The sequence below is a fragment of the Ruegeria sp. BC7 genome (genome assembly GCF_056539165.1).
Genome location: NZ_JBQFUL010000002.1, coordinates 748,196 through 761,119, shown reverse-complemented (window position 1 = coordinate 761,119; position 12,924 = coordinate 748,196). Strand labels below are relative to the sequence as shown.

Genomic DNA, 12,924 nt, shown 5'->3' with positions numbered 1-12,924 from the left:
TCGGCCTTTTGTCGCGCCCGTTTGATACGGGTTTAGGTGGCAGGGCGCCCGAAGGCACCCCGCATCAGGTCTGGCTTACTGAATCCAGCCTTTTTCTTTGTAGTACTTCTCGGCACCCGGATGCAGAGGGGCCGACAGACCGTCTGCAATCATTTCTTCGGGTTTCAGGTTCGCAAATGCAGGGTGCAGCTTCTTGAAATCATCAAAGTTTTCAAAGACCGAGCTGACAACCGCATAGACCGCGTCTTCCGACACGTCCGCCGCAGTCACGAAAGTTGCGCCGACGCCAAAGGTCGCCGTGTCACCGTCAGAACCGCGGTACATGCCACCGGGGATGGTCGCCGTACGATAGAACGAATTGTCGTTCACCAGCTTGTCAACGGCTTCACCGCTTACATTCACCAGAACCGAGTCGCAGGCCGTGGTTGCTTCTTGGATCGAACCAGAGGGGTGCCCGACGGTGTAAACCATCGCGTCGATCTGATTGTCGCACAGCGCAGCGGACTGTTCGGCCGCCTTCAGTTCGGTCGCCAGCTCAAAATCATCGGTGCTCCAACCCATTTCTTCCAGAAGAACTTCCATAGTGCCGCGCTGACCGGACCCGGGGTTGCCGATATTGACGCGCTTGCCTTTCAGATCTTCAAAATTGGCGATGCCGGAATCGGCACGGGCCACAACCGTGAACGGCTCGGGGTGAACCGAGAAAACGGCGCGCAGGTTTTCAAACGGCCCGGCTTCCTCGAATTTCGAGCTGCCATTGTAAGCGTGGTACTGCCAATCGGACTGCGCGACACCGAACTCCAGCTCGCCTTCGCGAATGGTGTTGATGTTGTAAACCGAACCGCCAGTCGACTCGACCGAGCAGCGCACACCGTGCTCTTTACGGCCCTTGTTGACCAAACGGCAGATCGCACCGCCCGTCGGGTAGTAAACGCCGGTTACGCCACCGGTACCAATGGTGATGAATTCCTCTGCATACGCGGCCGGAGCCATAAGTGCTGCGGTCACGACCGCGCCAAGGCTTAGCTTGCTGCTGTTTTTCATTTTTGAAAACTCCCAACTCTTATTGTGGATGAGAGATTGTTCAGCGGCCCTTTTTCAGGAACCATACCGTCACGGCAAGCCGCCCTGTCTTGCAACAGGGTCAAGCATCTGAATTTTCTTAATCTCCCAACTTATTCGACGTTTCATTTAGACACTGTGCTTGTCAACCCCCGCGGACGAACTGGCAGCCCGGATCAGCAAATGTGAGAGAATTTCCCGAAGTTTCCCCCTGCGACCGGGAAAATATCCCAACGCATTGGGGTTGAAGCCTCGGCAGAGCATCAAAACCGACTTGGCGCCTAGCGATAGAAAAACCGACGGTCGCACACCAATCCTTTATGTAGCGCCCGATATTGGCATAAGCTCTGGGAAACGGTGTGGAAAGGTATTGATCCGTGGACAGGAAATCCCCCAGCCCGCTTCTTGTGATCGCACTGGCCCTCAGCGCGGGCATCGCTGCGTGGGGTATTGCCGACCCTCAGGGGCTGGGCCGCCTTGCGTCCACGGCAGTTGCTACACAGTTCAATAGCCGCGGCTGGTTCATCATGCTTGAGGTCAGCGGCCTGCTGTTCGTATCGATTTACCTGGCGTTTTCGCGTTTCGGGGAAATTCGCCTGGGCCAAGGCGCAACCGAGCCCGAGTTTTCAACACCAGTTTGGATCGCAATGCTGTTCGCAGCCGGGATGGGCGTTGGACTTCTGTTTTACGGAACAGCCGAACCTTTGACCCATTTCGAGGTGCTGCGCCAATACAACAACGACCCCGAGGCCGCCAGCTATGCCATGTTCGTGACCTACCTGAACTGGGGCTTTCATGCGTGGGCAATTTACGGGATCGTCGCGCTGGTTATTGCTTATTTTGCATATCGCAAAGGCCAAGCCCTGCTGCTAAGCGCGCCCTTGCGCGCAGCATTGGGAGAGGCCCGTTGGATCAAAGCGCTAGGTTGGCTTTTCGATCTGTTGTCAATCGTCGCGATTGCCGTCGGGCTGGCGGGTTCAATGGCGATGGGCGTTTTCCAGATACAAACGGGACTGGCCGGGTTGATTGGCGTTGAAGAACCCGGCCAACTGACCATTCCGGTTTTCATCGCCTTGTGCATTGCATTCATCATACCGCTTAGAAAAGACCTTGGTGACGGCATGGCGCTGTTGTCGAATTCAGCGATGCTTATTGCGGTTGGCATGATGATCTATTTGTTGGTCATGGGTCCAACCTCATTCATTATGGACGACATCGTATCGGGCTTTGGCCGTTACCTTTTCGGAGTATTGCCAGCGGGGTTTTCCACGGCCGCGTTTTTTGATGAAACCATCGTTGACTGGTTTCATGGCTGGACTCTGAACTACATGATCTGGTGGCTGGCGTGGTCACCCTTTGTGGGCATTTTCATTGCTCGAATCTCACGCGGCAGAACCATCCGAGAGTTCCTGATCGGCGTTATCGTTGCCCCGACGCTGTTTTCGATCCTGTGGTTCGGCATCTTTGGCGGCTTGGGCTTTTTTGACACGTTACGACAAGACGGGGCGCTGTCATCCATAAACGCCGAAAACCTCGACGCGACGACATTCGCGTTGCTCGAAAAGTTTCCACTGGACGGAATCACTCGAACTGCGACGGTTCTGGCGGCATTTCTTTTCGTAGTAACAAGTGTGGTCAGCGCAGGGTTTACGCTTGCGATGATCGGAACCGGAGGAGACGAAAACCCCTCGCCCCGCATACGAACAGTTTGGGGGGCCATTCTTGGCGCGCTTGGGCTGGCGATGATTCTGGTTGGTGATATCGCCCTTGTGCGTTCGATCATCGCGCTGTCGGCCATCGCCTTCGTGTTCATCGTTCCAGTGTTGGTTGTTTGCCTGTTCAAATCTCTTGCACGCGAGGAGCAATCATGAGCGGCACCTTGATGGATACTGTACTGAATCTCAGCGTGTTCGCCTATGTTGGCTTTCTGATCTGGCTGTGTATGCGCCCAGACCCTTAGATAAATCGCTGACCCACGACTTTCGCTTCAAATCGCGAGCGCCTGACTTTTCAATAGACCTGAGGTCGCTTCCAGATTAGCACTTAAAGATTAAGTATATTTTGGAGCCTTTTCAGATGAGCTACTGGTTGGCCTTGGTGCTTGCGATATTCGGAAATATTGGCGCAAATTTCGCTTTCAAGAAATTTACGGTCGAGACAGACATTTCCCGCTCGTGGTCGTCCATTTTATCTGCGGTTCTGCACCCGATGCTATGGATCGGTCTGACCTTGGGAGTAATGCTGTTGATTAGCTATCTGTATGCTTTGCGCGGCATTCCATTGCGAACCGCATATACACTTGCGACAAGCCTCTCGATCGTGGGAATTTCAAGCGTCGGAATGATCTTTTTCGGGGAAGCCATAAATATGAAGGCGGCTGTAGGAATTGCGTTTGTCATTCTTGGAGTCGGACTTTTGACAACCGGGTGACGTACCGGGCAGCTTCAATTGCTTCACTTTCGCAAAAGCAATCCGTAGCCAAGTTCACCGAACTCGACTTTTTCGCCTCTTTCCATCGCTTGATAAGGCAGTTTCGCGTATACGCTCGGAATATTTCCAGCTTGCTCAAGGGCCAAATCAGAGGGCGCAATAACGTCTGGGTAGATCATGACCTGATGACCATTCTCCATGGTTTCTGCCACGCGGCTCAGAATAACCTCGGTCTGAGTGTCTTTTACAAATATCGTATCAGCCGCACCAAAAAGACTTAGATATTTGAACAAGGGCCAATCCGCCCCAATGATGACCAAGTCCCTCTCACCAAGGCGGGTGATGGCGGGCTCGGCCAGGATGCGGTTATAGTCACGCTGAGCATTGGCAAACACACCGACGCCTGCAAACCAATTGTGAACGGAAAAAACAGCAATAATCATAACAAGCAACGACGTTCGCCCAGCCCTTTCCAAAGGGCCGGAAATACGGCTTCCCAACAACAAAAACACAGGGACGAGCGTGGGCAGCCACGCCTCGAAACCTTCCGGGTGCAATGCCAACGCCATCAGAGACTGCACCGCCAAAAGAGAAATCGCACTCAACTCAGCGCTGGTCAGAGAGCGCCTTTCCCCAGACTTTTGAATGCAAATGACGGACGTCACCAACAAAGCTATCGCTGCTGGGATCGTAAAGTAGAATAGGTGAACCCCCCAATATGGCGGGTCAGTGGCAACCAGTTCATGCACGAAATAATCTGCAAAATTGCTTTCGATGACGTGCCGCGTGGGTGGGAACGCAAATATCCAGTTCGCAGACAAAAGATTTTGAAGGAACGCCACCACCGATGCGGAAAGACTTACCAAATCGGGCAGTACGACAACTTTGCCGTCCGTATCCAAAACGGTGTGCAACGGATCCCTGAATTCCGATGTTCTTGCCAGGCTAAGAAACCCCGCCGCAAGAAAAACCCCATAAATTATGCAGTACTGAAAGAAGTCTCTCAAAACCCGCCGGGACAGGAAAAATACGGGGATTGCCACCCCCGCCACGATACCCAATGGCTGATAAAAGAAAGACGCGACCGCGCCTGCAATCGCAGTGATCCATATCCGTCTTGACCGCGCCAGAGGATTCAACGCTTCCGTTGAAAACGCCAACGAAAGCAAAACAATGGCGAACAACATCGCGGAAGAATAAACCTCCAGCTCGGTTGCATATCGCCATGCGCCATAGCTGACCCCAAAAGTAGCTGCAGTAAGCCATGACGCCGGTGGTGGAACGTCGAAATGCCGCGACAACAACCGTTCAAGCAAGATCACGGATGCAGATGCACAAATCGCGTTCGCAATGCCAACAATTACAAACGGATCAGGATCGACTTGGAAAAGCGAAACTATCCGATAGAGCACCTGCATCGAGGACAACCACAGCAAGAGACGAACCGGGGCCTCAAACAGATCATGCTCGGAAACAACCTCAGCAAAGTAAAACGAGTCGATTGCTGTCGTATGATATTCTGGTGCCGTTACCAGGTACGCCGCGGTGAGAAAGCAAAAGACGCCGGTTCTCAGTAACCCCTGATATGACTGGATATTCCGAGCTTCAATCATCGGGTCGCGCTAGTTTCTTGGGCAAAATCGACGGCATCAGCGTCCTCGACTGCAAAGTCCGGCTTCCGCAGAGGCAGCTCTGGCATATTCAGCGTCTTTGCGTGCCCAGCCATTGTGGTGACATCATACTCGTCACTCAGCTTGGACAAGAAGCGCTTCATGCGGGCCAGCTTTTCGGCAGATGATTGGTTCATTCCGGGGAAAAACGCCAACTGCTGCACGTCATCCCCCCCCATGAAGTCCAGCGGATGCAGTAACAGCGAAGGGGCTACGCCAGCTACATCGCAAACTCGCAAAGCAGATGTGTAGTAGGCCGAGGCCAGCCCGTCCGACGCACCTGCGATCCAGTGCAGATAGCTGTAGTGGATCGGTATGCGAGAGAACGGCATTGTCGAAACCGGGATTTCAACCATTCGCTCTCCGTTCAGATCCCACGCATAGGGACTTAAGGGTCGAAAACCATCCTTCACCCCGCCAAAAAGTACTTTTCGCCTTTCCTTTTGATCTGATGACAAACGCGACTTTGCAAAATAATAAGCCCGCGCCAAAGGTCCGACGATCGTGGGAAAGGTCGAACAGTCATAGTCATATCCACGCTGCCTCAGCACGTCCAAAACGGTTTCCGACAAACTGTAGCCCGGACCCCGGAAACCCTTGGGCGTAACGCCCGTCGCAGAGTGAATGGCCTCTTCCGCGCGTTCAATTTCCTTGCTGATCTCCTCTGGAGAATAAAGGTGCAACCAAGGCTCATGGTTGAACGAGTGATTGGCGATCTCGTGACCTGCATCAGCGATGGACTTCAGGATCGGCTTGTTTTCCTTGATCACGGCATCCTGCCCGACAACGAAAACCGTCATGCTTATGGAAAGCTCGTCGAGCATGTCCAGAAACCGTGGCACGACGACGTCTAAATAGCCGGGAAAATCCTGCCACCCCGGATCACCATGGGTCTTCATGTAGGACCATAGGTTGTCGAGATCGAGAGACAGGCTTGCAAGTTTCTTTGTCATGCGGCTGGCCTCGCCTCAGTGGTTGTGCGACCCAGATCAAGTTTCGGCATAGCCTCGTCCAAGACGCCCAGAGTCGCATCGACGTTCAATGTTCCGTCGATGATCTGCGCGGAGTTCACAAAGTAAAGCCCGGGCACCGAAGTCGCCGTTTGCGGAGCGTTTTCACGATACCCAATGGTCGGCACGGCCATCACTTCGCGTACTCTGGATATTTTTATGTCCAGGATATCGGTGCTTGTAACGTCCGGGTGCACCTTCCTCAGAGCATCCATAAACTGCAGGGCGATCTTTTCATCGCTTTGGGTCCAATACGGATCATCTTGCGTTACGTAGCGCGGTAAATAGACCAAGGTTTTACCGTCAAACGCGCCGGTTCCCGTCAAAGCAGACATTTCAACGATGCCTGTGAACGGCAGCGCTTCGTCTGTCAGGTAGGTCAGGTAATATCCGGCCAACGGTCGATCAAGCACAACGGACGCGCAGATTATGCCTTGATACACAACCCCATCCAGACGGGCCTTTTCCGTGGCTTTTAGCCCCTCACACACTGCCAGATTTGCTTTTGTCGGAAGTGTTGAGACAACATTTTCATACACCTGCCTGCCGGACGGGGTTTCGATGCAAACCCCTGCGGCCGTTGAGTAAACCCGGCTTACAGGGGTGTTCGTTTGTATCTCAATTCCTCTTGCGACCAACTCATCTCGCAATACGTTCAGGATACGGGCATAGCCCCCATTCTTCACAAACCCAAGCTGTTCAACCTTTTGAACGCCCTGCCGCGCAAGATACAAACGGCGTATGCTTGACCAAATAAACGCCGCCGATGCCTTTGATGCGTTGTCACCCAACTTTGCCCTTAGAAGTGGCCGCCAGAGCTTTTCATATCCAGCCTTTCCGCACCAGCGCGTTAGCCAATCCTGAACGCTGACCTGTTCAAGAGGCTCGCCATCCCTGATCCGCCCGGCCGTCATCAAAAGATAGGCAACACGCAGTTTGGTCACCAAACCGATTGATCTGAGACGTAAGTAGTCGAGCGCCCCGTTCAACGGCATCAGCCGCCCCTCGCTGAAGAAACCCGTCCGCGTGGACCTCCATTCAACGTCGCTTCCCAACCCGATTTCGTCGAGCAGAGCGAGGGTTCGCTTATCAAACGGCAAGATCACATGATAGAACTTGTCGTAGGTGATACCTCCGACCTGCTGAGCCATTGCCAGGCCGCCCAACTCTGGCGCGGCTTCGATCAAGGTCACGCGCTTGCCGGCTTTCTGCAACCGAAGCGCCAGCGCCTGACCCAGAATCCCTCCGCCAAGGACTGCCCACGTATCCGCTTGCACAGCACTCATGACACGCTTTCCAACTCGGTCGAGACGACCCCGTCTTGATAACTGTATTGCCGATCGCACTTTGGGCAGGTCACCCTTCCCTGCCCCTCAAGGCTTCCACGAACCAACACTTGGCCGCATTTGCACACGGCGCCTTTCAGTCTGGCCGGATTGCCAAATACCAGATGGAATGCGCCGACGTCTTTGGTGACAACCGACCCCATTCCGATCATTGCGAATTCGCCAATCGTAATCCCGCCCGAGATTCTGCTGCCCGCTCCAAAGGTTGCCCCATCCCCTACAAAGGTCGAAAGCGTGCTATCCTGCGGCCCTGAATCCAAAAGCTCTGTGAGATCAGGGTCAGTGGCACGCGGAGTAATGTCGTTGGTAAAGATGGTCCCAGCGGAAATCATCACCCCATTGCCGATCCTGACGGCATTCGGAATGTAGACAAACGAGTTTATTTTGACGAAATCGCCGATTTCGACGCCATACGCGATATAGCTTTTGCCACCAATAATGCAGTTGCTGCCGATCTTGCTGGGGCCGCGCAGATGCACATTGTCCCACACCGACGTACCTGCACCGATTTCCACGCCATTCTCGACGATCGCCGTCGGATGAATCCTGGGCGTCACGACACCACACTCTTGGGCATGACCCTGTCGATGGTCGCAACGCCGTCAACGTCAACCCATCTGCCGCCTTCCGCTATCGACGTATAGCCGGCTGAAATCACGTCCACTGACGCCAGAATGTCCCGCCCGGTGGCAAGGCTTTTGGTTGGCTCACCGCGAACCCCGGCTGCAAAGTCCAAGACCTGATTTGAGAACGCCTGCACCTTTCCGTAACCGGTGCCAAAGGTTTCCCATTGTCCGGTCAAAGGACGCCGAATGCGAGAGGATTTCCAACCGACTTCAATGACTCCTTCATCGCCATACAACGCCAAGTAATCCGAGCTGTCCTTGTGGATGCTCCAAGACGTTTCGATCTGGGCCAAAGCCCCGTTTGCCGTTCTGAGCGACATAAAGACGTGGTCTTCGACACTGATGTCCTGAAGGCTTGGACCCACCATGGCAGAGGCGGCGGCAATACCGCCCGTGAAGAAACGCACGATATCCACGCAATGGGTGCCGTTATCCACCAAAACACCACCGCCAGATATTTCAGGCTGTGCATTCCACCGGTCAGTCATGTCCACCACGCCCGTAAAGACGTTCTCGATCAGCTTGAGTTCACCAATCTCTCCCGCAGCCACCATTTCCCGCGCGATCTGGACGTCATCCACATAGCGGAACTTTGACGCCATCGAGATCAGTATGCCTTTCTCACCAGCCGCCGAAGCCATTCTGCGTGCACTTACACCGTTAATCGCAAATGGCTTTTCGCAGAGTACGGGCAAACCCGCCTCAATCAGATCCAAGACAACGGCTTCATGGGTTGCGGGCGGTGTCGACACGATCACCGCGTCACACAACCCTGACAAGCCCAATTCACGATGCGACGCAAACGCAGCAGCGCCGTGACCATCTGCCATCGATTTTGCTGCATCGAACATCGTATCTGCAACGGCTGTCAGGCAAACGCCTTCGGCCTGTTCCAATGCCTCGGAATACGCTTTTGCAATCGCGCCAGCCCCAACAATACCAAATCGTACCATGAGCTTTACTCCGCAACATCCAGACGAGGAACGTCAGAGCAGACAGCGGCGATCTGTTGCGCCAGATAATCGACGTGCTCGTCGGTATAACGCTCATTCCACGGCAGAACGAGAACATCGTTCAGGAAGGAATAGGTTCCCTCAAATCGCTCTGGCGCATAGTCAACAGCTTCGGGTCGGGCGAGATTGAAAGGAAAGCCGCTGTCGCCGAACGTCTGCTGATCGCGGATCACAGCGCACTCGAACGCGGGCTTCTGGATATATCGCGGTGCCGAGTTGATACCAAATCCGCGCAATGCCTCGGCAACACGAACGGGGCCGCCTATCTCGGGTTGAACGATCAGCGGGTATTTCCAATAGCTGTGAACTGTTTGATCATCCGAGTAAGGCGCGACCAACATAGGCAGACCAGATATCGCGCCCGTCAGCTTTTGGGCCATCGCCTGTCTCTGACGAACACTGTCTTCAAGCTTGGCAAACTGAGCGAGCGCCACCGCGCCTTGCAGTTCGGTCATCCGCCCGTTCAGCGCGACAAAATAGTGATCCGGCTTCGGGTCTCCGTACCCCCATGCCTTGTCGATAAACAGCCGAATGCGCCGGGCAAGACCTTCGTCGTTGGACGTGACTACTCCACCTTCGCCAGTCGTGATGTGTTTACCTTGTTGCAGGCTGAAACACCCGATGTCGCCAAAAGTCCCGACGTGACGACCGTTGATCGTTGCGCCGTAAGCCTGTGCGCAATCTTCGATCACCGGAATCCCATGCTGACGGGCAACAGCGCAAATCGCCGGCATGTCAGCCGGATACCCAAAGAGATGCGTTACGATAATGGCCTTCGTGCGATCGCTGATCGCGCGTTCGATCGTTTCCGCCGTCAGGTTTCCCGTGATCGGATCAACATCCGCGAAAACAGGTATGGCCGTCTGGTACAGAATCGGGGTGATTGCGCCCATATCGGTGATCGCCGATGTGATGATTTCGTCGCCGGGATTTGGGTCGATTGCGGAAACAGCGGCGTGGATAGCCCCCGTCCCCGAGCTACAGGCAAAACCGAACGCGGCTCCGATGGATTGGGCAAACTGGGACTGAAACTCTTTTACGAAATGACCTTTGGTCGACGTAAGCGTACCAGAACGGATAGCGGACGTAAGGGCCGCTATTTCTTCATCACCCAACTGGCGACCGCTTGCATACTGATCTGAAGGAAACTCGGGAACAGATGTACTCGTCATTAATCTCTTTCTCCACCTACTTGAGGGCCCGCAGGAATTTCTTGCGGAGCGATACGGTTAAAAAAAATCTTTCCAATCGCGATACTGGACATCAAAAAAAGGTGGTCGCGAACCACCCGCAAAAGTCTCAACTTGGACTGGCCGTATTTACGTGTCGTCAGAACGGCCGGAACTTCGTCGATACGCCATCCGCGCCGATCCAACAGCGCCAAGACCTCGGCCACACCGGAAAATCCGTCATGTCGACGCGGCAAAGAAACAACCGAGCTTTTTCGGTACAGGCGAAAGCAAGACGTGTACGTTGCAAGATTGTTCCTAAGCAACTGCCGATAACCCCAAGAGGCGCCTTTGGACAAAAACAAACGCCATTCCGGTACACCTTCCACCTGCCCCTGTGGGTGATAGGGCGAGGCCGTCACGATTGACGTGTCCTCTTTCAGCAAGGGCAGCATCTTGGAAATAAGCGCAGGATCGTAAGAGCAATCGCTATCAATGACCGCGACAGCCTCATCCGTCGAGGCCGCAATCCCGGTTACAGTGGCCGCCATGATCCCAAGGTTTTTCTTATGCCGTAGACAGGTGACATTCGGTTCGCGCCCGAAAAGGTCGTGCATGACGTCCCACGTGTTGTCAGTACTTCCGTCATCCACCAAAACGATCGACAGAGCCACTTGCGATCCAAGGTTCGCCTGCAGTTTGGCAAGTTTCTCGGCCAGATAGTGCAGCCCTTCTTCCTCGTTGAAGCACGGAGCAACCACGGTAAGGGATTGATGAGCCGGGAAAGGATCGGCTGTATGCGTCATTGCACGGCCCCCGCAGCAGTCATGCGGACGGCACGGGTCCGCGCCAGTCTTCTTTGCAGTATATCCAGTATCCGCGAGGCGCTGTTCCCCCGTCCAAATGGATTATCAACTTCTCCGACCTTTGACGCCCAACTTGCAGGGCAATCAAGCTCTAGAAGTTCTTCTTGCAGGCGTTGCGCGGATTGACCGACAAGCCGCGCAATTCCACAACTCACGGCTTCGGAACGCTCAGTCTCGTCGCGCAGAATCAGCAATGGCTTCCCGAGGCTTGGCGCCTCTTCCTGAATGCCTCCTGAATCCGACAGAATGACCCACGACGCCGCAAGAACGTGCAGGAAATCCGGATAGGCCAATGGCTCAACAAGGTGGATTTGGTCTGACCCGGACAGCTCGGCGCTCGCTACATTCTTCACTTGCGGATTAGGATGGACCGGGAAAACAAGACTAATGTCCGGCCGTTCTTCGACATAGCGACGCAATACTTTGAGACGGTCGCACATCACAGAACCAAAGCTCTCGCGTCTATGTGTGGTCAAAACCATAATCCGACGCCCCTTGAGGTCGGATATCAATGACGCAACGGGCTTGGACACGGGTCTTTGCCCCATCACATGCCTTATCGAGTCAACCACCGTGTTCCCGGTAAGAAAAACACTTTCAGCCGGAACTTTTTCGGCCAGCAAAGCCTTCTTGTTGCTATGTGTCGGCGCGAAATGAAAGCTGGCAATGCGGGAAATCAGCCTACGGTTTGCTTCCTCCGGGAACGGAGAGTCGATACTGGCCGTCCGCAATCCAGCCTCGACATGACCAACGGGTATCTGCCGCTGCCATGCCGCCAAAGCACTGCCGAACGCGCTTGACGTATCGCCCTGAACGAGAACCACATCCGGTTTCTCTTTTTGCAGAACGCAATCAATCCTTCCAACAACCCGAGAAATCACGTCATTCAACGACTGAGCATGCTTCATGACCTCAAGGTCGTAATCGACGGAAATCTCCCACTCCTGAGCCAAGGATCGCACCAGGTCGGTGTGCTGCGACGTCATTACCGTAATAAGTTCGACGTCTTCTCGGTTTTCTGCCTCGCGAATAATGGGCAGCATCTTAATTAGTTCTGGGCGTGTCCCGAAAACTAACATCACTTTCAACGCCTCTCGGCGCGAATACCTGACCACGCGTCGACCCACGGGTGCCGATCGAAACTCCCACAAATCGGAACGGCTTCCTGGAAAAGTGTCCTCCATAACGCTTAGACAGCGTTATACATTGCACCCACTCGAGCGCAGTAAATACCAAATTCAAACAATTTTAAGCCCCCACTATTCACCATTACCTTCGGCGCAAAATAACACCCAAGTCACAATACTTTCCGTACCGCTCTGATATGAATAGATACGAGATTTTTCTCGTAATAGTTGCCTGCCCCCACAGTAAATGGTCGGCCATGGGACGCGGAATTGTCAACCGATTCTTTTCTCCCATTTTGAAACTTCCGACCAAACAGCAATCCGGCAGCCCAGAGAATTCATGAAAAAGAGTGGCCAGAAACGTCAAATAGCTGCTGCCGCGACACGAAATAGTTTCGCTTCGCGAAGCGCGTCAGTTGACAATTTTGTCCACTCAATACGCCTCAAAACCTTCGCTAAAAAAGCTGCCATTCCATTCTGGTTAAGTACGACATGCGCGACAGTCGCAAAGAAAAGTATCGAAGCCCTTCACCATAAATTTTGACGACCACGAAAAGATTTGCGACACATATCACGTCTATTTTGAAAAATTACGGCGGGATTTG

11 protein-coding genes are annotated in these 12,924 nt (G+C 53.9%); 2 read left to right on the top strand and 9 right to left on the bottom strand.

Going from position 1 to position 12,924, the window contains the following annotated elements:
• Positions 1-75: 75 nt before the first annotated feature.
• Complete coding sequence (locus ACR0KS_RS08745; protein WP_170413201.1) at positions 76-1,044, bottom strand: TAXI family TRAP transporter solute-binding subunit; 969 nt, start codon at positions 1,042-1,044, stop codon at positions 76-78.
• A 395-nt stretch (positions 1,045-1,439) separates the two neighbouring features.
• Here ACR0KS_RS08745 and ACR0KS_RS08740 point away from each other — a divergent pair, with 395 nt between their 5' ends.
• Positions 1,440-2,933 carry a BCCT family transporter gene (locus tag ACR0KS_RS08740; protein WP_170566860.1) on the top strand — a complete coding sequence of 498 codons (1,494 nt, stop codon included), beginning with the start codon at positions 1,440-1,442 and terminating at the stop codon, positions 2,931-2,933.
• A gap of 205 nt (positions 2,934-3,138) precedes the next feature.
• On the top strand, positions 3,139-3,492 hold the full coding sequence (locus ACR0KS_RS08735; RefSeq protein ID WP_170695952.1) for an SMR family transporter: 354 nt from the start codon (positions 3,139-3,141) through the stop codon (positions 3,490-3,492).
• Positions 3,493-3,515: 23 nt separating this feature from the next.
• Here ACR0KS_RS08735 and ACR0KS_RS08730 read toward each other — a convergent pair whose 3' ends face one another.
• Genes ACR0KS_RS08730 through wecB form a run of 8 tightly spaced genes read right to left on the bottom strand, consistent with a single transcriptional unit; the run spans position 3,516 to position 12,271 of the window.
• A complete protein-coding gene (locus tag ACR0KS_RS08730; RefSeq protein WP_170566864.1) occupies positions 3,516-5,105 on the bottom strand; it encodes a DUF2723 domain-containing protein in 1,590 nt (529 codons plus the stop codon).
• Complete coding sequence (locus tag ACR0KS_RS08725; RefSeq protein WP_170566865.1) at positions 5,102-6,115, bottom strand: polysaccharide deacetylase family protein; 1,014 nt, start codon at positions 6,113-6,115, stop codon at positions 5,102-5,104. Before ACR0KS_RS08725 ends, ACR0KS_RS08730 begins: the two co-directional genes overlap by 4 nt.
• Positions 6,112-7,458 carry an FAD-dependent oxidoreductase gene (locus ACR0KS_RS08720; protein ID WP_170566867.1) on the bottom strand — a complete coding sequence of 449 codons (1,347 nt, stop codon included), beginning with the start codon at positions 7,456-7,458 and terminating at the stop codon, positions 6,112-6,114. The genes ACR0KS_RS08725 and ACR0KS_RS08720 overlap by 4 nt, the downstream gene beginning before the upstream one ends.
• Positions 7,455-8,075, bottom strand: a complete 621-nt coding sequence (locus ACR0KS_RS08715; protein WP_170566869.1) for an acyltransferase — start codon at positions 8,073-8,075, stop codon at positions 7,455-7,457. The genes ACR0KS_RS08720 and ACR0KS_RS08715 overlap by 4 nt, the downstream gene beginning before the upstream one ends.
• Positions 8,072-9,097: a Gfo/Idh/MocA family protein gene (locus tag ACR0KS_RS08710; protein ID WP_170566871.1), complete on the bottom strand. Its 1,026-nt coding sequence runs from the start codon at positions 9,095-9,097 to the stop codon at positions 8,072-8,074. Before ACR0KS_RS08710 ends, ACR0KS_RS08715 begins: the two co-directional genes overlap by 4 nt.
• Positions 9,098-9,102: 5 nt before the next feature.
• Positions 9,103-10,329: a DegT/DnrJ/EryC1/StrS aminotransferase family protein gene (locus ACR0KS_RS08705; protein ID WP_170566873.1), complete on the bottom strand. Its 1,227-nt coding sequence runs from the start codon at positions 10,327-10,329 to the stop codon at positions 9,103-9,105.
• Complete coding sequence (locus ACR0KS_RS08700) at positions 10,329-11,132, bottom strand: glycosyltransferase family 2 protein (protein ID WP_480693170.1); 804 nt, start codon at positions 11,130-11,132, stop codon at positions 10,329-10,331. Before ACR0KS_RS08700 ends, ACR0KS_RS08705 begins: the two co-directional genes overlap by 1 nt.
• Positions 11,129-12,271 carry a non-hydrolyzing UDP-N-acetylglucosamine 2-epimerase gene (gene wecB, locus ACR0KS_RS08695; RefSeq protein ID WP_480693179.1) on the bottom strand — a complete coding sequence of 381 codons (1,143 nt, stop codon included), beginning with the start codon at positions 12,269-12,271 and terminating at the stop codon, positions 11,129-11,131. Before wecB ends, ACR0KS_RS08700 begins: the two co-directional genes overlap by 4 nt.
• Positions 12,272-12,924 lie beyond the last annotated feature (653 nt).

Excerpts from the sequence above, each read along its gene's own strand:
- ACR0KS_RS08745 (WP_170413201.1), bottom strand. The coding sequence starts at position 1,044 with ATGAAAAACAGCAGCAAGCTAAGCCTTGGCGCGGTCGTGACCGCAGCA.
- ACR0KS_RS08725 (WP_170566865.1), bottom strand. The coding sequence starts at position 6,115 with ATGACAAAGAAACTTGCAAGCCTGTCTCTCGATCTCGACAACCTATGG.
- ACR0KS_RS08700 (WP_480693170.1), bottom strand. The coding sequence starts at position 11,132 with ATGACGCATACAGCCGATCCTTTCCCGGCTCATCAATCCCTTACCGTG.
- ACR0KS_RS08710 (WP_170566871.1), bottom strand. The coding sequence starts at position 9,097 with ATGGTACGATTTGGTATTGTTGGGGCTGGCGCGATTGCAAAAGCGTAT.
- ACR0KS_RS08730 (WP_170566864.1), bottom strand. The coding sequence starts at position 5,105 with ATGATTGAAGCTCGGAATATCCAGTCATATCAGGGGTTACTGAGAACC.
- ACR0KS_RS08720 (WP_170566867.1), bottom strand. The coding sequence starts at position 7,458 with ATGAGTGCTGTGCAAGCGGATACGTGGGCAGTCCTTGGCGGAGGGATT.
- ACR0KS_RS08735 (WP_170695952.1), top strand. The coding sequence starts at position 3,139 with ATGAGCTACTGGTTGGCCTTGGTGCTTGCGATATTCGGAAATATTGGC.
- wecB (WP_480693179.1), bottom strand. The coding sequence starts at position 12,271 with ATGTTAGTTTTCGGGACACGCCCAGAACTAATTAAGATGCTGCCCATT.
- ACR0KS_RS08705 (WP_170566873.1), bottom strand. The coding sequence starts at position 10,329 with ATGACGAGTACATCTGTTCCCGAGTTTCCTTCAGATCAGTATGCAAGC.